The sequence below is a fragment of the Phormidesmis priestleyi BC1401 genome, assembly GCF_001650195.1.
GTDB classification, from domain to species: Bacteria; Cyanobacteriota; Cyanobacteriia; order Leptolyngbyales; family Leptolyngbyaceae; genus Phormidesmis_A; species Phormidesmis_A priestleyi_B.
The window spans coordinates 23,469-46,768 of the sequence record NZ_LXYR01000030.1 but is presented as its reverse complement, the minus strand read 5'-3'; the positions used below and the strand labels follow the sequence as shown (position 1 = coordinate 46,768).

Here is a 23,300-nt window from a genome sequence, read left to right as displayed (position 1 = left end):
CACGGATTCGATGGATCTCTTCGACAATATCATCTGTCCACATGATCTAATCTCCCATTAGTTCGTTGGGTGTACAAAGGATCGGTAGCACGCAGCCAAAATCGAGACTGAGTTTCCCTTGATTTGAGCATTGGCAATACGCTTGCAATTCCAAGTCAGCAGACAATCCACGACGCAGATAGTCGAAGAGGCGATGTGAATTGCGTTAAGCAGCCGCTTTTGTCAGTCTCGTCCCCTTCTTATTAAGATTCAACTAGTGAAGTAATGTAGTGCAATCAACTTCGGTAGAGATCCCACTCGAAATATTGTCTCGATCGCGCCACTCGATCTCTATTGCAACAGAAATTACTCGTCTGTAAGATTAGAAATCCTGGCAAATTATTCCCGTACTTGATTTTGCATAAGCATTACTTGATTTAAAAATCCCGTACTTGATTTTGCATAAGTATTACTTAATTAAAAAATCCCGTACTTGATCAGGGATATTTTTTCAACGTTTGGCATTAATTTATTAACTTAAGCAATAAAATATCAACTATTTTTATCAAAATAACTGAATTTTTGGGGTGTGGCTCATTTAAAACAGACGTACTTAGGCTGCCGAACTTTTCTCAAAGTCCGGTGAACCACCGATCGTCAAACCCTCACCGATCTAAAACCTGTAATCCTCTCAAACGCGGGCTTTCAAAAAATGGATAAAGCCAAGCTACACTCAAAAGCGGTGAGTTTGTGAATTGCTGTGACCCAGTTTCTGTTAGTGACCGATTTAGACAATACGTTAGTCGGTGACGATCGTGCCCTTGCCATTCTCAATCAACGCTTAACTCAATGTCGTCAAGTCAATGGCGTAAAACTGGTTTATTCGACGGGGCGATCGCTTACGTCTTATCAGCAACTATCTAGCGAAGTGACCTTACTAGAGCCAGACGTGTTGATCACCGCCGTCGGGACTGAGATTTATTATCCAGGAAACATTTTGGATCAAAGCTGGATAGAGCAATCGTCAGCAGGTTGGAATCGAGACGCGATCGTTGCCATTACTCAGCAATTTCCTCAGCTTGTGCCGCAGCCAAAGTCTGAGCAACGCACCCTTAAAGTCAGCTTTTTGCTGAATGCAGAAGACGCACATATTTTGCCGGAACTCGAAGCCAAAATTAAGAATCAAGGCGTTGACGCGCAACTGATCTACAGCAGCAATCAAGATCTCGATATTCTGTCAAGCCGAGCTAATAAAGGAAACGCCCTCGCCTATATTCGGCAAGTATTGAACTTTGAACCCGATCGCACGATCGCGTGTGGCGATTCGGGCAACGATATTGCACTGTTTGAACAAAAAACATTGGGCGTGATTATGGGCAACGCTCAACCAGAATTAGTGCAGTGGCATCACAAAAATCAGAGCGACGATCGCCATCTTGCCAAAGCTCACTGCGCCGCTGGAATCCTTGAAGGCTTACAGCATTTCGGCTTTCTATAATAAAAGATGAAGGGTAACTCCTCTCGTCCCACTTCACTCACCCTTCTTTATGATTGGCTATCTCAAAGGAACGATCGCAGGCATTCAAAAAAGCAGCAAGCACGTCACCCTCACCCTTGAGGTCAATCAAATCGGCTATGACCTGCAAATTGTGCCCCGACTGCTGCAACAGCTCCCCGAAGTCGGTGAAGATGCTCAAATCTTTACCCATCTCAACGTGCGAGAAGATCAGGTGACGCTATTTGGCTTTAGCTCGTCTGCCGAACGCGATCTGTTTCGGCAACTCGTCAGCGTCAGCGGCATTGGTCCCCAACTTGCGTTGGCATTACTTGATACACTCGGACTGCAAGATCTCGTTCAGGCGATCGTGGCAGGCAACACTCGTCTACTTTCTCGAACTCCCGGCGTGGGCAGCAAAACCGCCGAACGCATTGCTCTAGAGTTAAAAACTAAACTTGCCGAGTGGCGGCAGCAGTCGGGCATCGCGATCGCTCCCGGAGCCGGACCTGCCACCAATATTCTCGAAGATGTCGAGATGACTCTATTGGCGTTGGGCTATACCGATCAAGAGATTACTCAGGCACTTCAAGCCGTTGGGCAGAGCACCACTCTCTCTAAAACAGACGATGCTGAAGCTTGGATTCGTCAATCGATCGCGTGGTTAAGCCAATAGATTAGAAACTTCAAATTTGTGGGCGAATGCGATAGATGAGGCGATTACCCGATGGCGGGGAGACGTTCTACCGGAACGCCTCCACAGGGTTGTCATACCTCTCCAGGATATCGAGCCGTTAGCAGCGACAAAAAGCGCTCATCTTGCCGGAGTTCGTCAAAGTCGCCGTTCGTCTGGGCAATTTCACGATATTCGTCAGGGTTTAGCTCGATCGCTCGCTCTAAATGCTCAAATGCCAGATCAAATTCGCCCTGAATAGCATAGCAGCAGGCTTTGTTATACCAAAGAGTCGGAGTGTTTGGCTTCAGTTCTAAAGCTTTGTCGTAGCTGGCGATCGCCGCATCGTGCTGCCCCAGATGATAAAAGGCATTGCCTCGATTTGTCCACGACTCTTCAAAATCGGGCTTAAACTCTATCGCTTTGTCATAGCTGGCGATCACTTGTTCGAGCTTGCCCAGTTTGCGAAGGGCTAACCCTCGGCTATACCACGCCCAATGATAGTCAGGCTTAAACTCAATGGCGCGATCGTAGCTATCGACGGCTTGCTGATAGCGCCCCAGGTTTTTCAACGAGATGCCCCGGTTATACCATGCCCAATAGTAGTTTGGCTTAAACTTGATTGCCTGGTCATAGCTGCGAATCGCATCGTCGTAGCAGAGCAGCTCGTCTAAGGCATTGCCTCGGTTGTTCCACGCTTCTGCAAATCCTGGCTGATGGTCGAGAGCTTGGTCATAGCTGTCGATCGCTTCTTCATATTTTTTAAGATGATAGAGAGCGTTGCCCCGGTTATACCAAGCATCAGAGTAGTCAGGATTTAGAGTGAGTGCAGCTTCATAGCTGTGAACGGCAGTCTCGTAAGCTTTCGTTTTGTTTAGATACAGTCCCTTCTGAAAGAAGAAGGTCATCTCAACGTCTGAAGTTTGGCTCATCGCCTGAGTTTATCTTAACTTAAAGTGACTTTGTTAAGATTCCCAGGAGGAGAAGCCGATCACCACAAATGCAAAGAAAATTTATAAGCTCAGTTTGAAGAAAAACGCAGGCAAAGAATCGCCCTGTGCAAAGTCAGAGAGAAGGAATTTGGTTTGCTCGGATTTCGGCTTGCATGGTTAAGCTTCCTGGCTCGACTTCCATTGTTTTAATGCGTAAGATGATTCCTTCGAGGGCAAAATATGGTTGACGCACGATTTCTTGAAGCTTGCTCATTAGAGCAATTATCAAGGGAATCGAAACGCCCTGTCCAGGAACACAGCAGAAGGTTTCGAGCAAAATCGGCTGAGTGTCTGTGCGGGGACACGCGACAGCAGCAAAGCCAACTGAGCGAGTTTTGTCCGCTTCGTTCAACGCGATCGTTCCACTAAAGTGAATTTTTCCGACATCTGACAAACGAATCTCTAGGGGAAACTTTACTACGATCGTGACTTTCCTCCCTTCAACGTCAAGGTCTAGAGGAGGCAGTCTATCTTTTACATAAGCTGAATTTAGTGCGTGATTGATGTCAGATTCAGTGAGAACAATCCGGGCAGTAGTATCAACAGGTTGATCTAATTTAATGTCTCCTAAAAGTGCCATTAAAGGATTGATTGAAACCTGATTTGTTTGGACTTCGATCGATTCTAAACGAATGTCTTCTTGAATCGTCAAACCCTGTCCTTCTACTGAAATAGAGTCTACTTTTCCCTGAACTACTTTCAGCAGATCAGTTTCGACATATACCTCTATAGTTTCAGCATCATCTAGTTGACTCGATAGCCCTAATTTAATGGCTTGTGAGAGGGCTTGTGCTTCTAGTCTAGGTTGGTCTGACATGAATAGACGAGTGTATTTGTTGTTTGGATGGCTGTTAGTCTAAACGCGACTGTCCAGCTTGATATCTGCATTTTGGAGGAAAAGAATGAGTTTTGATTGAGTGATTGGAAATGAAGCCGATCATTCATTCTAAATCTCTCTTTTCCAGTCGTTTTTGCCACTCAGCATCAAGTTGAGAAGCCCGATCGCTCTCTTGGTCGATCAAATCGCGTTCGGTCGTGTAGATCAGATCGTCGTTGCGGATTACCGTCTCGGCAGCAAACTGTTGGGCATAGGAGAGTTTTTGCTGAATGGTTGGATCGGCTCTCTTCAACAGCAGCGATCGCTGTTGGCGTTCTGCATTGCGATCGCTAATTTTGCGGTTTCGCCACCCGATCCAACTGTTGCGGATGACCGGAATTGAGAGATAGGCAACGCTGTAGCCCAGAGAGAGAATCGCGATCGTTTTCACAAACGTAGCCGCTGTGCCAACGAGCGTAACTCCGCCTGCGAGGGAGACATTCAGCACGATCGCCAACGCCAAGAGAAACGCTCCCAGTGAAGAGGCTGCAATGACCTGCCCACGGCTAGCGCGACTAAAGACATAGCGATATTCTTGGAGATAATCAGAGATAGATTTGCGTCGCGATTCAGTCACCGTTGTTTGCAAATCGGGAAAGTGATAGACCATTTGCCCCTCTGGACTCACTTCGGGTCGCCCGTTAAATCGCGCTAACACAGGCACCATATATTGCTCATATTCTTGGTCGTAGCCTGTGCCGACTTCATCTAAAAAGGGCGAAATTTGCTCGGCAATCACCGCGCCTCGGTTGTTGCGAATCACCGTCGCGATCGACTGCCATCGCCGTTCTTCTAATTCTGCATTGGGGTTGCCATCGCCAAATAAGAATGAGAAGACCGCTTCTAGAAAGTTGATATCGCTCGTGCTTCCGCTCTGATTGCGATTGCGGAGAGACGGACGATCGTAGCGATCGTAATAATTGGGATAGAAAATCCAAAACAGGTTAGGAAAGCCCATGTTGGGAATGCCAATTCCGCCACTATTGTTGCGATCGTCGCGACTGGAGTTCATGGCAAGAACGAGGAGAATGACCGCCACGATCGCCAGTGCAATCAGCAGCATCAACACAATGCCAAACGAAATGCGAATCAGATAGAACAGCACGCGCCAAACTTTGCCCAGCCATTCTCTGAGTCGTAGCTGAAAAAATTTGTTTTGCAGAACGCCTTGAACATCTTTAGGAAACAGGTAGACGACTTCGCCCGACTCTGCAACCTGAAGCTGTCCGTCTACGGCAGAGGCAAGCACGAGCAGCCCTCGCTCTGCGAGATTTACATCCAGCCCTGCCTGAGAGGCGACATCGCCCACAGTGACCCGATAATCGAGTCGCTCAACGGCTTTGACAATGGCGGGATCGGGAGTCAGATTAGAGTCCATGCAGTTCCCCTTCAAGAGGTGTCTCTCTCTAGTATAAGAAAGCGAAACCAGGAATTTGGGGAGCCAATTTAAACTTCAATCTTCAAACTTCAAAATCTGCTCAGGCGCTAAACTACAATAGGTGTCTGAAAGCTGCACGACCTAGCCGTTTCAATCCTTTACTAAGCGCCATATGCCTAGAACTCAACGCAACGACAACTTCATTGACAAAAGCTTCACGGTAATGGCAGATCTCATTTTGAAGGTCTTTCCGGCGAGCAAACGTGAAAAAGAAGCCTTTGCCTATTATCGAGATGGGATGTCTGCCCAAGCAGATGGCGAATATGCTGAGGCGTTGGACAACTATCATGAAGCGCTGACGCTCGAAGATGACGAAAACGACCGCAGCTACATTCTCTACAACATTGGCTTAATTCACGCTAGCAATGGCGAACACGAAAAAGCACTGGAATATTATTATCAGGCGATCGAGCTTAATCCTCGCTTGCCTCAGGCTGTCAATAATATTGCCGTAATTGCTCACTATCTTGGCGAGAAAGCCAAAGACGAAGGCAGAGACGAAGAAGCAGAAGTCCTGTTTGAAAAAGCTGCTGACTACTGGAAACGCGCCATCAATCTGGCTCCTAACAACTACATCGAAGCTCAAAACTGGCTCAAAACCACCGGGCGATCGACGATGGATGTTTATTTCTAAACCGGATGAGTTTTGAATTTAGACGATCGATTTTCTGAATTCAAAACTCAACGGTCTTTGTCTTTTCCAATTCACTATTAAATCTCATGCTCGATCGTGCCCAAGTTCAAAAAGTTGCCCATCTCGCTCGGCTACAGCTAACGCCTGACGAAGAGGCAACCTTCACCACTCAACTCAGCAGCATTTTGGATTATTTTGAACTGCTGAGTGAGTTGGATGTCACAGATGTCAAGCCGACGACCCGCGCGATCGAGGTTAGCAACGTGGTGCGTGTCGATCGTCAGCACCCTTTTCCTCGTGAAGATATTTTGGATGGTGCGCCCGATCGAGAAGGTGAATTCTTCAGAGTGCCGAAGATTGTTACAGGAGACTGATTGCTTAGTGGTCGATCGCCTTGCTATTTGTGTTTGAGTTGGGGCGATCGCATCAAAAATTGACCAAATCACAGACAATGCTAGGGCGAACCCCTCCGGTGCAGAAACCTGTGCGCTGACATCTGCGCTGAATCTACAAATATACAGAATCTTTCCGCATATCCATCCAAATGAGCGTACTATGCAGAAAAATTCTGCATATCTACCTGATTTGGAGTGTTATGCGGAAATCATCTACCTATTCGCCCGTTTTGGCGTAATATGCGGAAACTTTCTCTCTAAAAAGAAGTTAGGCATATTATATAGAAGCTCAAACCTCATTTGCCTTTGGTAATGCATCACTGCTGACCACAGAAACCTTATGCTCGGAAACTTCAGTGCAGTTCCTGTATTTTTAGCTGGCATGTGGCCAAATGGAACATCAGTTGCTCTGATTGAACGGCAAGGTGGTCCTATACTTTTACAGGGGTATTCCGATGAGTCAGGGGAGTTCCGTGCAAGGCTGCCATCAATTTGGGTAGGTAAGGAAGTTTATGTTGTTGTCAGAGAGCCAGGGTTCAAGTACGACTATTTCGATCCGGTTAAAGTTGAAAAATGGGGTCTATTTCTAGCAGTTTGGCAAGAGAAAGATTTGGTCTATAACGGTTCAAAGGGCGCAAAAATGATGGCCTTACAGCGATGGGAGACTTGGGATTCGACTCAAGAACATATAAAGGCATCCAGAAAAATTAATTCAGCAGTGCGACGAGCTAAGGTTGCTTGGCCTCTCCGTCCTCTTGGTTTCGTTGTGTCTGTTTTTCTTGGTATTTTGGGATTCTTTACCTCGCCTGTAATCGGACTCTTTCTAGGTCTTCTATCATTTTTTATCATGGAGTATTTGGCAAATTATTTATTGCTTCATGGCTACTAATAGTTAAGCGCATATCTAATGGCTAGTTACGTGGGTAATATCCTAGTTGTTCAAATTGCAATAAATGAGCCTAACAATTGCGCTGCACCGGAATGCTGAAATTTGGTTGGTTGATTTGCAAAGGTCAACTGCATCCGGTGAGCGCGAACGTTAGACCGCTAATTCGCTGGTTAGGGCAGTAGTTCGGGATTGTCATTGAGATTAAGGATGGTGTTCCGGATTACCAGTACGAGACAGTGAAGTTAGATTTGGAATTAAAAAAGCTGGCTAGAGTTATGTGGCGAGATAACATTGGGGGCGTTCTGGGTTTTGTACTGATTTTTGGAGGAATCTTCTTCTTTCGGGGTTGTGGAAATATCATCCAGGTGTATGACCCCGTAACAATGAAGCGTGAAGACTGGACTCCTTTTGGTCAACTGATGGCTGATCGCAATCCAAAGCATCAAGCTCAAGCAAAAATGATTTCCGAATTCTACGAAGTCTTTCCGCAAAAGAAGCGATCTCCAAAAACAAACCAAGATGTCTTGGAAATGGCAGACAAATATTGCCAGCTAAAAGCCAGTGCATCTAGCGAAGCACAAATTTTTAACTCGATCGCTGGTCAGTTACAGCTTCTTGTTGCAGAACCTTCAGCAGCAAAAGTAGTAGATGAGCTTTCGCTCAACCTTGCAACAGTTTATGCTCTTTCAAACTCATACAACTGTTTGAATGGTATTAAAATTTCCACCAGTCCCAAACCCAAGAACTATATTGCCGCCCTTGAGAAGCAAGGATTTGATGCCCAAGATGTAGATCCGCAGAAAGTTAATGCCAACCTTCTTGTAGCTGGGTATGGTGCATGTGCAGAAATGTACGAAATGGGATTTAAGCAAGCAGTTGCAAAGAAAATAAAAGATTACAGCAACGGGAATAACATCAATGTGATATACACTAATGCTCGGCAGCACTTATGCTCTGAAGTTCAGTAAGCAGAATGGGTTTGATTTCCGATGATCAATTCAGCAGAGGAATATCTCAAACGAACAGAAAGCGCAGCCAGTAGGATTTTTGATGGAATTAGTTCATATATTGAAATCTTACGTGATGCTCCAAAGCCGACTTTCAGCGGTAGTTTTGATGGTTCAGAAACACGAAAACAAGCTTTTGATAGCTGGGCAGCGAATAACGAAGAGGCTATCAAGTTATCGCTGAAAGCGCAAAGAGAATTCTCAGCAGAGAGTTTCGCCCTTGCCACGCTATGTGGCTCCCTACTTCAGATTGCGTACATGGGAATCCAATGGTTTTCCGAAAATCAAGAAATACCTGACAATCTACCTAAAGACCTACATTCACTACTGAAACCTAAAACGAAACCCGCTAAGTTTTGTATAGGGCGTAAGATTCGCAGCATACCCATTGGTTTAATAATTTATGCTGGTCGCAACCAATCCAATCATATGGAAGATGAAAAGCTGCATGGGTTGAACGCAACTGTGTTTAATCTTCTTGCATCCAATCATTGTGATACGGCATCTACCTTTAAAGATCCTGCCTTTGATTTGGAAAACGAAACGTTAATTAACTTTTCAAGCAATATCACGGCACTCCTTGATTGGTCTGATTACAAGTCATATTGCCGAGATATGCACGCACTTATTGTCGCGGTCTAACAAGTCATTGGAGCGGCAGTTAAGAGCCTCTTCATCTACGTTTTAGTCTACTCGCTGCCGCTCAATTTAGTCGTTAGTACGTTAGACTCAAAAGCCAAAGTTAAGTTTTAGATGTAGTTGCCCTAGTGTATGACCAAGTTAATCTTGATCCCACCTTTAAAACGTAGTGTTCAGGTGTAAATAGCTCCCAATAGGGTAGTTCATATTCATCATCAGCTAGACACGGTAGTACGCTCAATTGAAGTTGCTCCTCAAAAGTCAAGATTAGCCCAAGGCTTGGATAGTTGATATCTAATGCCGTTAGTGCAAGCCCCTCAATTTGACGAACATTCTCCCGCATGGTTTCAGGGGTTGCATCAGAATTTACGATGCAGTGAGATGCACGGCTTAACTGCCAATTCGTTCCGCGTGTTCCTAAAATCCAACTTCCTTTTTCCAAATTAGCCATAGAAGATTGAGCATAGGACACCCGATCGCCAAAATGGAGGGTGAGTTCGTCGCCATAGCTGAACCTTGCTTGCCAACAAGTTTTACCTAATAGTCGATCGACAATTGTGTGAACGATTCTTAGATCAGAGGTAGTCAACGTTTTCTGGGCTGAATCTGTGGTCATAGGTTTACAGTCACATCTCAACTTAAGCTTAGAAACTCACGCGCTTTTTGTCTTAGTTCTTCGTAAGTAAAGTCAACCCGATCATTTTTTGTGCCGCCTTGTCCATTGATTTTTTCCATCTCTAAGAAGTCTCCGAAGTCCCTTCGTTCTTCTTGCGTCATTTTAAATTCTTGAGCGATCGCTTCTATCTGCTGAATGTCTCTCTTTCTTCCCATTGTAGCAATCACAAAACTCGCAGCACACTGGCAACTTTTGCAACCGTGGTCATGCGTTGAATCTCATCCAGCGCTTCGCGGAAATTGCCTTCTCGGACATCGTGAGTGACGACCACAATTTCAGCGAGTCCGTCACGGAGTCCGGCTTGCACGACAGACTCTAGGCTGACCTCGTGATCGCCAAAACAAGTGCCCAGTTTGCCGATCACACCAGGATAATCTTGTGTGAGGAATCGGGCATAAAATCGGGTTACAAGCTCTGACATCGGCGCGATCGTGCAGTAATGCTGATGCGAACACGCTAACAAGGGATCGAGTATCGGTGGGACATCCGCTTGAGTGATCTGCCCACGTCCGACTTTCAAAATCGCCGCGATATTGAGAATATCTGAAACCACCGCGCTGGCAGTTGGACCTGCACCCGCACCGCGCCCAAAAAACATCACCTGCCCGATCGGATCTCCCTCAATCAGAATCGCGTTGTAGACATCATTCACATTCGCGAGAGGATGAGCTTTAGGAACGAGAGTCGGATGCACTCTTACCTGCAATTGCTCGTCGGATTCGCGTTTGGCGATCGCCAATAGCTTAATCACAAATCCCAGCTTTTCTGCATAGGCAATCTCTGCCGCGCCAACCTGCCGAATGCCCTCACAGTAGACTTCCGAAAGTTTGATGCGTCCACTAAATGCCAAGGACGCGAGAATTGCAATCTTATCGGCGGCATCTAACCCATCGACATCCGCTGTCGGATCGGCTTCGGCATAACCAAGCTGTTGAGCGTCTGCCAAAATCTCGCCAAAGTCGCCGCCCTCTGTTTGCATTCGAGTCAGAATGTAATTTGTCGTGCCGTTCACGATGCCTATGACGGTATTGATGCGATTGGCGCACAGCGATTGTTTAAGCGGCTCAATCACAGGAATTCCGCCTCCAACGGCGGCTTCTAGTAAGACGTAGACTCCCGCTTCTGAGGCTGCTGTGAAGATTTCGTCACCAAACCGCGCGATCGCCGCCTTGTTCGCAGTCACGACGTGTTTCTTGTGGGCGATCGCTTTAAGAATCAGCGATCGGGCAGGTTCTAAGCCGCCTATAACTTCGACGATGATATCGATTTCGGGGTCAGTGACGATCGCGTCTAAATCGGTGGTGAGCAGGTCTGGGGATAGGTTTAGCGATCGAGCTTTGTCGAGCGATCGGACTCCTATTTTATGAATGACTAGCTCTTGCAGCAAGGGATGCCGTTGAGCCGGGTCACGCAAAATCTCAACGGTTCCGGTGCCAACGGTTCCCAAGCCAAGTAAACCAACTTTAAACGCCACAGTGATGTCCTACTACAACCGCTACCCATTTTAGAATTGTATGGGTGCGATCGGTGATTTTTGAGAAATAGAACGACTAGGTGAGATTTTGAGACTGTCCGCATTGCTTACAGTAAGGTAAGTTTTTGTAAGTCAAATCATGACAGTTGAGACACTCGGCGTATTGAGCATAGCCACAGTGAGGACAGTGAGAATCTTGCTGGCGGATTTTTCTGGCACATTGCAGACACTCTGATTTTTGAACTCTAGTTGCCGCCTGATTTTTAGGATTGAACGCAAACTTTTGAAAAAACTTGATAATCCCAAATCCAACAAGTGGAATCAGTAGGATATAAACATAGTTAATCAGAAACAGTAGCCCACCAAATAGGGTGCTGATGATGCTGAACAAGAATTCAAACAGTGCGCCGACTTGCAAAAATTCAAAGACTTTGAAAATCAGTGGAATAAAAAAGATCACTAGCAAATGCCAGCTAATCAACGCGATGAGTCCATAGCCTTTGCGGTGAGCAAATCGATAGACAAACCAAGCAACAGCAATGAGCGGCAACAAGAAGAGAGCCTGAAACGCAAACTGAAGGCTGGGATACCAAAAAGAAGCTTGCTGATAGCCTTTTTCAACATCTCCAAAACTTTGACGATCGTTCAAAAAAGCGATAAAACTAGCGCTCTCTGGCTTGGCAATCAGTTGAGTTTTAAGGGCAGACGTTTCTGTTTTAAGCGTGGAAATCGTGCGATTGTTTTGGTCTAGCTCCTGTTTCGCTTTCTCAGCCGCGACTTGATTGATCGACTGTCCAGGAGCCTGACCCGCAAGCTTTTCTAACAGCGTTGAGTCATATTGAGCGCGAATTTTGCGGTTATTTGACTCGATCGAGCTAACTTTATTTTCTTTTTGATCAATCAGATTGACCGTCTTTTGATTTTCGGAAGTTTTGATTTTGTCTTGATAATCTGCATACTTCAAACAGGTTTCAGAAACGTTGCCTAAATGTCCAACTTCAGTCTGCTGATAGCTTTGTCGAAAACTAGATGGGTTGGGAGAAGACGTGAAAGCGTTATTGATTACGTCGTATTCTTTATCTTTTTTGGTTTCAGTCTGATAATTTTTCCAGTCAGAGTAACAAGGATAGGCTTGCGCTGGGGCGAGATGCCATCCGCTAATATCGTTGAGTCCTGAAAAGACATTAAATAAGATGAACAAGTCAACCAAAATGAGAACAATTAGGCTCACTTTGTTGAGAGGTTCGTTGTTAATAGTGCGCGATCGGTTAAAAAATCGATTCAAAAGCCGACGAACTCTGGCAAACATATCGTGTTAATTCTCTAAGTTAGAAGCACAGCATATCTGACACTCACCTCATAAAAATTGCGGAGCGTTGACTCTTTCGAGATTGGCACAGATTACAAATCTTCATCAGAGATGATGCACCGAACTACAATCCCCAAGTCTCAAAAGATTCGGGGATCTGAACGCGATGAAATCTGCTTCAATCTGTTGACTTGATTTGAGGAAATCCTTGTGCCCATTGCTGCATCACCTTTAGACCCGACGGTGAGGTGAGATTGTAGTGAAGCGGCGTAATCGTAATGTAGTGGTCTCGATTTGCCTGCACATCAGTCGGAACCTCATCTGGCACACCGGGATCTTCTACATCTTCAAGCAATTCGCCTGCCAGCCAATAATACGTTTTGCCTCTCGGATCGGCTCGTTTCTCAAACACATCAACATAGCGACGAATCCCTTGACGCGTGACGATCGCTCCCTTGATTTCAGAAGCCGCGATTGCCGGAACATTCACATTCAGCAACGTCAACGGCAACGGCTGCTCTTTTAGCTGTTGAACCAAAGAACACGCAAAGTCTGCCGCTGGTTGAAAGTCATGAGACTTATGGCTTGTCAAACTAAACGCAATGCTAGGAATTCCCTCAAGCACGCCTTCCATCGCGGCTGAAACGGTTCCCGAATAAAGGACATCGGTGCCCAGGTTTGCGCCATGATTGATGCCCGACAGCACAAAATCAGGAGGACTGTCTAACAGCGCCCAGAGAGCCAGCTTCACGCAGTCTGAGGGCGTTCCTGAACACGCCCAGGCTTTGATCGAGGGGTGAAAAATCGCCTCAATCACGTCGGCTCGAATCGGTTGATGGAGGGTAAGCCCGTGCCCAGTAGCAGAGCGCTCACGATCGGGGCACACCACCGTCACGTCATGTCCCGCGGTTGCCAGGGTGTTTGCCAAAACCCGAATGCCCAAAGCATAAACACCATCGTCGTTGCTGATCAGGAGTTTCATCGAATCCATTAAACTAATAAAACAAATCGACTTTACGCCGTATTGCGTCCCTCTATCCTTTCTTAGTATGACTGCTCAGACGATCGAACTTGAATCTCAGCTAGATGCAATCCGGCAAGAAGCCCAAGCCGCCATTGCTGCGACCGAAACGCTTGACCAACTAGAGCAACTTCGCGTCAAGTATCTCGGCAAAAAAGGACCGATTCCGCAAGTGCTGGGCGGCATGGGCAAACTCGACCCTGCCGAGCGTCCCCGCGTCGGTGCCCGTGCTAATGAGGTCAAAGAAGCGATTCAGGGCGACCTCGATCGGACGCGCACCGCTCTACAAGCGGCTCAGATTCAAGCGCGATTAGAGGCAGAAACGATCGACGTGACGATGCCGGGAGTGTTTCGTCCTCAAGGTCGAGTGCATCCGCTCAATGGCACGATCGATCAGGTGCTCGATATCTTCGTCGGCATGGGGTACACCGTTGCTGAAGGTCCTGAAATGGAGACCGATTACTATAACTTCGAGGCGCTGAATTTCTTGCCCGACCATCCGGCGCGAGATATGCAGGATACGCTTTATTTACCCGATGGCAACCTGTTGAGAACCCATACTTCAACGGTGCAAATCCGCTACATGGAGAACAACGATCCGCCGATTCGGATTGCGGTGCCCGGTCGGGTCTATCGTCGCGATACGGTGGATGCAACTCACTCCGCCGTGTTTAATCAGATCGAAATTTTGGCGATCGACGAAGGTTTAACTTTCACCGATCTCAAAGGCACGATCAAAGTGTTCTTACAAGAAATGTTTGGCGATTTGCCGATTCGCTTTCGTCCCAGTTTCTTCCCATTCACAGAGCCGTCTGCGGAGGTCGATGTGCAATGGAAGGGTCGCTGGTTGGAGATTCTAGGCTGTGGAATGGTCGATCCCAATGTGCTCAAAGCGGTGGGCTATGACCCTGAAGTGTATACCGGATTTGCGGCGGGGTTTGGGGTGGAGCGCTTGGCGATGGTGATGCACCAGATCGACGATATTCGTCGGTTGTATAGCAGCGATTTGCGGTTCTTGAAGCAGTTCTGATCTCAGTCATAGTTTAACTCCCCCGGATTAAATATTGACGTTGGCGAATGCAGATATGAATTGCTCTCCTCACGAAGTGGGGCGAAGCCCTCGCCAACCCTTCTCCCGCGGGAGAAGGGAGCTAGAATTCTTGTTCCCTCTCCTTTAGGGCTACCGTGTATGTACAAGTCCTCGTCGCTTCGTTTGAGTCGGCTTAAGCCCCCTAAATCCCCCAAAATTGGGGGACTTTGAACGAGATAAATGGCTTGACCTCTAAAACCTCGTTTGATCTCAAAGTCCCCCAGAATGGGGGATTTAGGGGGCGAGAGTCTCAGCGATGACTGAGCGAAAGACTTGTGTGTACACGGTAGCTTTTAGGGAAAAGGCTAGGGTGAGGGAGAATTCATCGATTCATACTCGGATTCAGCAACACCCAATATTGTTTTGCAGAGCCTTCGCTACGGGGCTAACTGTGCGAAACCCACTAACGCCATGTGTGACTTCTTTAAGTCCTTCTTTCTAAAGTTTCACCTCGCGGGACACTCACAGAGACTCGTAAGAGAAATTCAAAGACTTGTAAGAGAGGCGTAGAGACTCACGGGAGACGATCGAAGACTCATTGATGAAGTGCAAAGACGTGTGAGCGAGTTGCAAAGACTCGTGAGCGAGTTACAAAGACTCGTCGCTGAGGTGCAAAAACTCGTGAGAGAGATGCAAAAGACTCGTGAGAGAAGATATAGACCTCGCTAATGAGTTCTGCTGGCTGGTCAGCGAGGAAATACGGCAGTCAGGATGCAGATGATTCTTTGGAGACTTTTTGACGGAGGGTTTTGAAGCGTTCGCCCAACTGCTCGGAAATTGCCTTCAGTCCAGGAGTCTTTTTGGCAGCGGTTTTCACATAGTCATAGACGGTCAGGCTGCTGTTCATAGCTTCACTGCTGACCGCCATTAGAGTGTCGTCTACCTTTTCGGTGAGTTGTTGCAGTCTCAGGTGTACCTCGGTGAGGGAGGCGGCAAGCTGGTAGTCAAGGGCGAATTCGTCTAGGGCAAAACTGGCTGGAAGAATGTCGGGGTTGGACTGGGCAGCCGTGAGACTATTGCTGACAAAGGAGAGGCTTTTGTTGCCCATTTTGAATAGCTTGCGGCGTTCTTCGGCGGTGAGATGAATCAGGAAGGGCAGTTTGGCTTCGATCGTGCTCAGGGCAGCTTTGATTTCGTCAAGATCGGTGGACGAGAGCTTGGCGGAGATGTTTTGGTATGGCATTGGGTAAAAGTTCCTGTGGGAATGTTCCTTTGAGAGTGCCCATTTGAGCGGACGATCGCACGGATGCTTCCCTTTCCCCTTGGTTTACAATAAATTCCAGCATGAGATAAATTCACCATGAGCGATCTCTTACCCAGAATCTACAACTCGTTTGACCCGTCCCGTCCGTTGCCAGCGGGTGACCCGCAGTATGTAGATTGTCGGGAGGTGCGGGGTGATGAAAACATTGAGAGTGATGTGGGCAAGCGGATTCGCAACTCGGATCAGAGTACCTATCAGCTTTATACCGGGCATCGGGGCAGTGGCAAGTCTACAGAACTGCGGCGATTGCAAAAAAGCCTGGAGGATCACGGCTTCTTTGTGGTCTATTTTGAGGCAGATGAAGAAGATATCGATCCGCAAAACGTGGAATATATTGATATCTTGCTGGCGTGTACTCGGCGTTTTTTGAAAGACATTCGTTCTGCCAATGTCGCTCCCATTCAAAACTGGCTGCGCGATCGGGGGCAAGAACTCAAAGACCTGGCGCTGATGGACGTTTCCCTGGATAAAATCAGCCTGGAGCAATCTCTGGCGATGTTTACCAAACTCACGGCTAGTATTCGTGCCGAACCCACTCAGCGTGCCAAGATTCGAGAGAAGGTGAATCCGCACACCATTACGCTGCTGACTGCCCTGAACGAGTTTATTGCCGATGCCCGTCAGCATCTCCCCAACGGCAAAACTAAGCTGGCGATGATTGTAGATAACCTGGATCGGATTCCGATCGACTTTCAGGACAATGGGCGCAGCAATCATGAGGAGATTTTTCTCGATCGCAGTGAGCAATTGAAGGGGCTGGATTGCCACATGATCTACACGGTGCCGATCGCTCTGGTTTATTCTCGTTGGGCAAATGAGGTGCAGACGATCTACGGCACAACTCAGGTGTTGCCGATGGTGATGGTGCAGGAGCAGAACGGCAGCGTTTACCCAACAGGATTAGCAAAGTTGCGAGAAGCGATTCAACGGCGGGTGCAAACCTATGCCCCAGATTTGGATCTCGATACTCAGGTGTTTGACAGTCGCGAAACCCTAGAACGGCTGTGCATTGCTTGTGGGGGTCATATTCGGGAGTTGATGCAGATGATGCAGGACTCAATCAACCGGACGGATCAATTCCCAATCTCAGCGAAATCGGTGCAACGAGCGATTACGGAACTGCGAGCCGTGTATCACCGGGCTGTGGAGGAGCCAGAGTGGGAGCGGCTGGCTCTGGTTAGCTATCGCCGCCGGGAAATTCCGAACGACAACGAGCATCGCAGTCTGCTGCAACGTCGCTGCATTCTAGAGTATCGATGTCTCGATCGGGAGGGGGAGATTCGCATTTGGTATGATGTGCATCCTTTGATCTACAAGATTCAACGGTTTCAGGATGAACTCGCTAAACTGAAGCCATGACAGTAAGCTCGTTTGACTGGGATGATGAGTTACCCCCAGAGACCGGGGAAGAGGTCTATCGTGCCTTGCGGCGGGCGTTGCAGCGCAAGCAGGGATTCGGGCTGTTTTTCGTCCAATGCTCTAAGAGCCAGGGAGCGGAGATCGTTGCAAGCTTACATCACGATCTGCCGAAGCAGCAGATTCAAGAATTGCACCTCGTGGGGGAAGTCACGACTCTCTATGATCAGATTGATACCCTCTGGCAGCAGCAACCCTTTGATGTGCTGGTGTTGGATGGGTTAGAAGCCTCTCTCTATGCCTATGAAGACGTGAAACGCCTCAGTGGTTGGGGGAGTGGAGAGATTTATAACTACAGTTGGAAGGGGGTTCCCAAGATTTTGAACCACCTGAACCAGCAGCGTGAACATCTGCGGAATGACTTCCCGGCTCGGTTTGTGTTTCTGGTACCCCCATTTGTGGTGGATTATTTCATTCAACGAGCAGCAGATTTTCTAGACTGGCGCTCTGGCTTGTTCCGCTTTCCCCCTGACTCTAAGGAGGTTGCCGCAGAAGCCGATCGATTCTTGTCAGACGGTGGTTATAACCAATATGTGAAACTGATGCCCCAGGAGCGGGTAGAAAAGATCCTCACTCTCAAAGCAATGTTGCAAGAGATGGGCGTTGGCTCTGAGCGCCGCCAGTGTGACCTCCTGCTTAAACTCGGTCTTCTGTTTGTTGCCGAACAGGACTATGAGAATGCTATTACCAGTTGGGAGAAGCTGCTGGCGATCAAACCGGATTATCACGAAGCTTGGTGCGATCGCGGCGTAGCGCTGTCTACCTTAGGGCGCAAGGAGGAGGCGGTTCAAAGCTATGACCGAGCCGTGGCGATCAAACCGGACGATCACAAAGCCTGGCATATGCGCGGTGTAGCGCTGTCTGCCTTAGGGCGCAAGGAGGAGGCGGTTCAAAGCTATGACCGAGCCGTGGCGATCAAACCGGACGATCACGAAGCCTGGTATATCCGCGGCTTAGTGCTGTCTGTCTTAGGACGCCAGGAGGAGGCGGTTCAAAGCTATGACCGAGCCGTGGCGATCAAACCGGACTATCACGCAGCCTGGTACAACCGCGGCAATGCGCTGTCTGCCTTAGGACGCAACGAGGAAGCAATCCAAAGCTATGACAAAGCCGTAGACATCAAACCGGACAAGCACGAAGCGTGGTACAACCGCGGCGTGGCGCTGGATGACTTAGGACGCAAGGAGGAGGCGATCCAAAGCTATGACAAAGCCGTAGACATTAAACCGGACAAGCACGAAGCGTGGTACAGCCGCGGCGTGGCGCTGGATGACTTAGGACGCAAGGAGGAGGCGATCCAAAGCTATGACAAAGCCGTAGACATTAAACCGGACAAGCACGAAGCCTGGTACAACCGCGGCAATGCGCTGTCTGACTTAGGACGCAAGGAGGAGGCGATCCAAAGCTATGACAAAGCGCTGCAAATTCAGCCCGACTATGCAAGTGCTTACTACAACAAAGCCTGCTGTTATGCTTTGCAGGGAACGATCGATTTAGCCATTGCAACCCTGCGACAAGCCATCACCCTTGATTCCGACTATCAGGACATGGCAAAAACCGACCCAGATTTCGATCGCATTCGCAACGACGATCGGTTCCGGGCGTTGATTGGAGAATAGTGAGTTTGACTCTAGCCATATATTTTTAGTGTTGAAGTTAGCAATCACTTTTAAGCAATTCGATCGTTCTATTCTATTTGCTCCAACGACAAAGCTAGTTCGGGTGTATTGTATAAAGACTTTGATTCACTCACTTCATGCTTGATTTCACCGGAAAAATCATCTTAGGAATTGACCCAGCGATCGCCACGATCGGATATGGGGTGATTCGAGATAGCGTGGTGATTGATTATGGAGTCATCAAAACGTCGAAAGATATGCCAATCTTTGAGCGGCTCAAGCAAATTCATGATGATATTTGTGAGTTGTGTCAGGCTCTCAAGCCAGACGTGGCAGCACTCGAAATGCCCTTCTTCACGCGAGAGAACACCAACGCCGGAAAAGTGCTGCGGGCGCTCGGAGTGATTGAGTTAGCGCTGGGAGAATGTGGATTAGGGTCGCCAATCTTTTTGCACCAATCGCAAGTCAAATCAGCCGTCTCAAAATATGGAGCCGATAAATCAGAGGTTCAGCGCGCCGTGATGATGATCTTTAGTCTGTCAGAGCTTCCTAAGCCCGACGACGCGGCGGATGGATTAGCGATCGCCTACGCCGCCCAAATCGGCATGAGCGCCAACATAAAATAGCCCTACCAAGGCAATCGACTACCATCCCACGAGAAGAATTCTCCACTATCACTGTTTTGTAGATGATCGATCACCTGTAACAGTTGCGTGACGGTGCGATCGACCGAAAACAACTTCTCAGGGGCAACATTGCGCTGAAACGGACGAGATAACTGAGTGTCAGTGGTGCCGGGATGGAGCGTAACCACGATCGTGCTAGGACAGGTTCGTCCATACTCGATCGCGACCGTTCGCATAAACATATTCAGCGCGGTTTTAGAGGCACGATAGCCATACCAGCCGCCTAACTGGTTGTCGCCAATGCTGCCGACCTTAGCGGAAATCGTGGCAAAAATGGCGCGGTTTCGATGTTTCAAAAAGGGCTGCACATGCTTGGCTAACATCACGGCACCGATGCTATTCACTTGAAAATAGTGCAGCAGTTGATCGGTATTGAGATGTCGCAAACTCTTTTCAGGCTGCATCGCGCCATCGTGCAAGACACCCACACAATTAATGATGGCGTGCAGCGTGGTCGTCTCGGTCTGAATTTTTTGAATCGCGGAGGCAATCTGCGACTCTTGAGTGATGTCCATTTGCAGGCAGTGCAGCCGAGGATCGGGGATGGCAACCAGTTCTGAAGATGGAGTTCGATAAGTGGCATAGACTCGATCGACCCGATTCTCACTGAGAAACTGCCGCACAAACTCTAAGCCAATTCCTTGACCCGCTCCGACGATTAGCGCAGTTTTTGGGTCACGATCGTCCATTACGGTTCTGATATAAAATTCCTCTGAGCATATCACCTAACTTTTTAATGAGAGCAGCCTGTAAAACCAATTCATAAGTTAAGCTAAACTCCAACGTCATCCTCTACCATTGAGCGGTGGCGTTTCGCGTCAGGGTAGTGTGAGTGATTTGCAGCTAAAAAACTCTTGCTTTGGTGAACGGCAATCAGAATGAAACCACGATCGATTCTTCTCGCATTTCTACTTGGGCTGTTTTTGGTTGTGGTGCCTCTAGGCTTCCATCAATGGTTACCCGATCGACTGAGCGCTCAAACTCCCTTGGCAGAGGCACCTAAAAAAGATGCGGTAGAGGAAGACGGTGAATCAGAAAAGCCTCAGTTCAAACCCTTTGACCAAGTAGTGAAAGGAGCGACTCGATCGCCAGGGCTGTTTTCGCTCTACCGAAATGAGAAGACCGGAAAGCTGTTTGCTGAAATTCAGCCTGACCAGTTGAATCGCAATTATCTCGCTGCCATGACGCTCGAATCGGGTCTGGGAGAGCGAGGAATTTATAGCGGATTGCCATTAGGCGACTTTCTCTTCACCTTTCGTCGCGTCAATAATGGCATTCAGTTTGTGATTCCCAACACGTTTTTTCGTGCCCAAGCGGGAACCCCAATGGCACGATCGGTCGATCGCTCTTTCAGCGATTCGGTGCTAGAAGTCTTGCCCATCCGCAGCATTCACCCTCAGCGAAAAAGCATTCTGGTCGATCTGACTCCTTTACTATTGAGCGATCTGCCTGGACTGACACCCGTACTCGCAAGCTATCTCAAAAGCAGCTACACGATCGATGCCACCAAATCTTATTTGAGTAAAGCAAAAGCCTTTCCGCTTAACGTCGAGATTGAGTCAGTTTTTGGCTTCTCAGGCGGCGATGCCGATAGCGCGATGCCGAGCTACATTGCCGCACTGCCCGACAGCCGATCGTTTAATTTGCGCGTTCGCTACAGCCTCTCTAAACTGCCCGAAAAGAACGGCTATCGTCCCCGGTTAGCCGACGATCGCATCGGCTATTTCATCAGCGCGTTTAAAGATTTAGACGATGATACGCCGCGACAAGCGTTTATTCGATACATCAATCGCTGGCATTTAGAGAAAAAAGACCCGACTGCCGCGATGTCTGCACCCAAAAAACCGATCGTGTTTTGGCTCGAAAACACCATTCCCGTTGAACATCGCGATGCTGTGAGAGAAGGCGTTTTGCTGTGGAATCGCGCCTTTGAAAAGATTGGGTTTAAAGATGCGATCGCAGTGCAGCAAATGCCCGATAACGCCGATTGGGACCCCGCAGATGTGCGCTACAACACGATTCGCTGGTTTAACTCGACCGATGCGATTTTTGCAATGGGTCCGTCGCGGGTCAACCCACTCACGGGCGAGATTTTAGATGCAGACATAATTGTGTCCGCCGACTTTGTGCGATCGCTCAACCAAGACTATCGCACCCTCGTCGAGCAGAATCAGATGTCAACCGTGCCTTTTGCGGCTCATTTGACTGGAAATTCTAACCTCTGTCGCTATGGGATGGCGGCTCGATCGCTCCAGCGCCACTCGGCAAAAACCGAGCAGCCAGCCGTGCCCAAACTGCGGTTTGGGTCGCACTTAGGAAACTACCAAGACCTGTGCTATGGGCTAGATGCCACCAAACAGTTTGCAGTCGGCAATATGGCACTGTCGATGTTTCAAAACGTCTTGCCGAGCAGTCCTGAAATGAAAAACTATGTGCATGAATTTGTGCGCGAACTAATCGCCCATGAAATCGGACACACCTTGGGACTGAGACACAATTTCCACGGCAGCGCCATGCTGAAGTCAGAAGACTTAAACAACACTGCGATTACTCAAAAGAACGGACTTGTTGCCTCCGTGATGGACTACAATCCGGTCAACTTAGCTCCACAGGGCACTAAGCAGGGTGATTTCTTCACCTCAGTGATTGGACCTTACGACGAATGGGCGATCGAATATGGCTATACGCCCATTGATGCCAAAGTGCCGCAGGCTGAGACGCGCACCCTCGACAAAATCGCGCAACGGGCACCAGAGCCAGCCCTTGCTTATGCCACCGATGAAGATGCGTCGTCATTTCTCGACCCCAAAGTCAACGTGTTTGATTTGAGCAGCAATTTGCTCACCTACACACAATGGCAGATGGATAATGCGCGTGAGATGTGGAAGAAAGTCGATAGTCGATATCCCAGTCAAGGAGAAAGCTTTAACGAAGTTCGCGTCGCGTTTAATGCAGTGTTTGATTACTACTTCCAATACTCGCTATTTTTGACCGAGTATGTTGGCGGACAGTTTTTTAACCGCTATCGCTACGGCGACGCAAAAGGACGGTTGCCCTTTGAGCCAGTGCCGCTAGAGCAACAGCGTCAGGCATTAGCGGTGCTGCAAAAAAATGTCTTCAATGAAGAAACCTTTCGATTCTCACCAGAGCTTCTCAACAAACTCGCGCCCTCTCGCTGGAGTCATTGGGGCACCGAGCCAGCCAGCAATCTCGACTACCCGATTCATGACAACATTCTGTTTTTGCAATCGATGGTTTTGTTTGACTTGTTGAGCTATGATCGCCTCGCTCGTCTCAGAGATGCCGAACTCAAAACCGCGCCTGGGCAAGCGATGACGATTCCAGAATTGTTTGACACGCTGCAAACGGGCATCTGGGGCGAAGTGCTGCAACCCGGCGATCGGGTCAAGCTTTCGGGTCTACGTCGCGCGCTGCAGCGTGAATATATGAACACCCTGATCGCAATGGTATTGAGGCAAGTCAATGCCCCCGAAGATGCCCGCACGATCGCTCGCTATGAACTCAAACAGCTTCACGGCAAGCTCGATCGAGCCATGCGAAAAGTTGATGACAAAGATCTTTACACCAAGGCACATTTAGAAGAAGCACACGATCGAATTGGCAAAGCATTAGACGCACAGTTGCAATCGCAATAGCGCTTTTTGTAATGTTTGTAAGTTGAGTTGGTTATTTTGCTACTGATCCCATAAGGTTGATAGTGATAGAG

The 23,300-nt window shown here is 48.2% G+C and carries 22 protein-coding genes; 12 read left to right on the top strand and 10 right to left on the bottom strand.

What is annotated here, in order from left to right:
* Window positions 1-739: 739 nt before the first annotated feature.
* Complete coding sequence (locus A8707_RS15835) at window positions 740-1,477, top strand: sucrose-phosphate phosphatase (RefSeq protein ID WP_068818220.1); 738 nt, start codon at window positions 740-742, stop codon at window positions 1,475-1,477.
* A 49-nt stretch (window positions 1,478-1,526) separates the two neighbouring features.
* Entirely contained in the window at window positions 1,527-2,150 is a 624-nt protein-coding gene (gene ruvA, locus A8707_RS15830; protein WP_068818219.1) for a Holliday junction branch migration protein RuvA, read from the top strand.
* A gap of 92 nt (window positions 2,151-2,242) precedes the next feature.
* On the opposite strand, the gene A8707_RS15825 is transcribed toward ruvA, so the two are convergent.
* The 3 genes from A8707_RS15825 to A8707_RS15815 form a co-directional block, all read right to left on the bottom strand.
* Window positions 2,243-3,079: a tetratricopeptide repeat protein gene (locus tag A8707_RS15825; protein WP_068818218.1), complete on the bottom strand. Its 837-nt coding sequence runs from the start codon at window positions 3,077-3,079 to the stop codon at window positions 2,243-2,245.
* 133 nt (window positions 3,080-3,212) lie between these two features.
* Window positions 3,213-3,956, bottom strand: coding sequence for an LmeA family phospholipid-binding protein (locus A8707_RS15820; protein ID WP_068818217.1), 744 nt, complete (start codon window positions 3,954-3,956; stop codon window positions 3,213-3,215).
* A 124-nt stretch (window positions 3,957-4,080) separates the two neighbouring features.
* A complete protein-coding gene (locus A8707_RS15815; RefSeq protein ID WP_068818216.1) occupies window positions 4,081-5,394 on the bottom strand; it encodes a hypothetical protein in 1,314 nt (437 codons plus the stop codon).
* 172 nt (window positions 5,395-5,566) lie between these two features.
* On the opposite strand from A8707_RS15815, the gene A8707_RS15810 reads away from it, so the two are divergent.
* From A8707_RS15810 to A8707_RS15790, 5 genes are all read left to right on the top strand, one after another.
* Window positions 5,567-6,088 (top strand): photosystem I assembly protein Ycf3, encoded by a 522-nt coding sequence (locus A8707_RS15810; RefSeq protein ID WP_068818215.1) that lies wholly within the window; start codon window positions 5,567-5,569, stop codon window positions 6,086-6,088.
* An 86-nt stretch (window positions 6,089-6,174) separates the two neighbouring features.
* Window positions 6,175-6,462 (top strand): Asp-tRNA(Asn)/Glu-tRNA(Gln) amidotransferase subunit GatC, encoded by a 288-nt coding sequence (gene gatC / locus A8707_RS15805; protein ID WP_068818214.1) that lies wholly within the window; start codon window positions 6,175-6,177, stop codon window positions 6,460-6,462.
* 361 nt (window positions 6,463-6,823) lie between these two features.
* Window positions 6,824-7,372 (top strand): hypothetical protein, encoded by a 549-nt coding sequence (locus A8707_RS15800; RefSeq protein WP_068818213.1) that lies wholly within the window; start codon window positions 6,824-6,826, stop codon window positions 7,370-7,372.
* A 248-nt stretch (window positions 7,373-7,620) separates the two neighbouring features.
* Window positions 7,621-8,340, top strand: a complete 720-nt coding sequence (locus tag A8707_RS15795; RefSeq protein WP_156518622.1) for a hypothetical protein — start codon at window positions 7,621-7,623, stop codon at window positions 8,338-8,340.
* Window positions 8,341-8,361: 21 nt separating this feature from the next.
* A complete protein-coding gene (locus tag A8707_RS15790) occupies window positions 8,362-9,021 on the top strand; it encodes a hypothetical protein (RefSeq protein ID WP_068818211.1) in 660 nt (219 codons plus the stop codon).
* Window positions 9,022-9,121: 100 nt separating this feature from the next.
* On the opposite strand, the gene A8707_RS15785 is transcribed toward A8707_RS15790, so the two are convergent.
* The 5 genes from A8707_RS15785 to surE form a co-directional block, all read right to left on the bottom strand.
* Window positions 9,122-9,634 (bottom strand): hypothetical protein, encoded by a 513-nt coding sequence (locus A8707_RS15785; RefSeq protein ID WP_068818210.1) that lies wholly within the window; start codon window positions 9,632-9,634, stop codon window positions 9,122-9,124.
* Window positions 9,635-9,651: 17 nt separating this feature from the next.
* On the bottom strand, window positions 9,652-9,861 hold the full coding sequence (locus A8707_RS15780) for a hypothetical protein (RefSeq protein WP_231948102.1): 210 nt from the start codon (window positions 9,859-9,861) through the stop codon (window positions 9,652-9,654).
* Window positions 9,858-11,168 carry a homoserine dehydrogenase gene (locus A8707_RS15775; RefSeq protein WP_068818209.1) on the bottom strand — a complete coding sequence of 437 codons (1,311 nt, stop codon included), beginning with the start codon at window positions 11,166-11,168 and terminating at the stop codon, window positions 9,858-9,860. Before A8707_RS15775 ends, A8707_RS15780 begins: the two co-directional genes overlap by 4 nt.
* A gap of 76 nt (window positions 11,169-11,244) precedes the next feature.
* Window positions 11,245-12,477: a zinc ribbon domain-containing protein gene (locus A8707_RS15770; RefSeq protein ID WP_068818208.1), complete on the bottom strand. Its 1,233-nt coding sequence runs from the start codon at window positions 12,475-12,477 to the stop codon at window positions 11,245-11,247.
* Between the two features lie 178 nt (window positions 12,478-12,655).
* Window positions 12,656-13,459: a 5'/3'-nucleotidase SurE gene (gene surE, locus A8707_RS15765; protein ID WP_068818231.1), complete on the bottom strand. Its 804-nt coding sequence runs from the start codon at window positions 13,457-13,459 to the stop codon at window positions 12,656-12,658.
* A 67-nt stretch (window positions 13,460-13,526) separates the two neighbouring features.
* Here surE and pheS point away from each other — a divergent pair, with 67 nt between their 5' ends.
* A complete protein-coding gene (pheS, locus tag A8707_RS15760; RefSeq protein WP_068818207.1) occupies window positions 13,527-14,528 on the top strand; it encodes a phenylalanine--tRNA ligase subunit alpha in 1,002 nt (333 codons plus the stop codon).
* A 766-nt stretch (window positions 14,529-15,294) separates the two neighbouring features.
* Here pheS and A8707_RS15755 read toward each other — a convergent pair.
* A complete protein-coding gene (locus A8707_RS15755; protein ID WP_068818206.1) occupies window positions 15,295-15,771 on the bottom strand; it encodes a hypothetical protein in 477 nt (158 codons plus the stop codon).
* 117 nt (window positions 15,772-15,888) lie between these two features.
* On the opposite strand from A8707_RS15755, the gene A8707_RS15750 reads away from it, so the two are divergent.
* The 3 genes from A8707_RS15750 to A8707_RS15740 all read left to right on the top strand — a co-directional run bounded on the left by A8707_RS15750 (window position 15,889) and on the right by A8707_RS15740 (window position 19,513).
* On the top strand, window positions 15,889-17,211 hold the full coding sequence (locus A8707_RS15750) for an ATP-binding protein (RefSeq protein WP_068818205.1): 1,323 nt from the start codon (window positions 15,889-15,891) through the stop codon (window positions 17,209-17,211).
* On the top strand, window positions 17,208-18,887 hold the full coding sequence (locus A8707_RS15745; protein WP_068818204.1) for a tetratricopeptide repeat protein: 1,680 nt from the start codon (window positions 17,208-17,210) through the stop codon (window positions 18,885-18,887). Before A8707_RS15750 ends, A8707_RS15745 begins: the two co-directional genes overlap by 4 nt.
* Window positions 18,888-19,024: 137 nt before the next feature.
* A complete protein-coding gene (locus A8707_RS15740) occupies window positions 19,025-19,513 on the top strand; it encodes a crossover junction endodeoxyribonuclease RuvC (protein WP_068818203.1) in 489 nt (162 codons plus the stop codon).
* 2 nt (window positions 19,514-19,515) lie between these two features.
* On the opposite strand, the gene A8707_RS15735 is transcribed toward A8707_RS15740, so the two are convergent.
* Complete coding sequence (locus A8707_RS15735) at window positions 19,516-20,262, bottom strand: SDR family NAD(P)-dependent oxidoreductase (protein ID WP_068818202.1); 747 nt, start codon at window positions 20,260-20,262, stop codon at window positions 19,516-19,518.
* Between the two features lie 189 nt (window positions 20,263-20,451).
* On the opposite strand from A8707_RS15735, the gene A8707_RS15730 reads away from it, so the two are divergent.
* Complete coding sequence (locus tag A8707_RS15730) at window positions 20,452-23,229, top strand: zinc-dependent metalloprotease (protein ID WP_068818201.1); 2,778 nt, start codon at window positions 20,452-20,454, stop codon at window positions 23,227-23,229.
* Window positions 23,230-23,300: the final 71 nt, after the last annotated feature.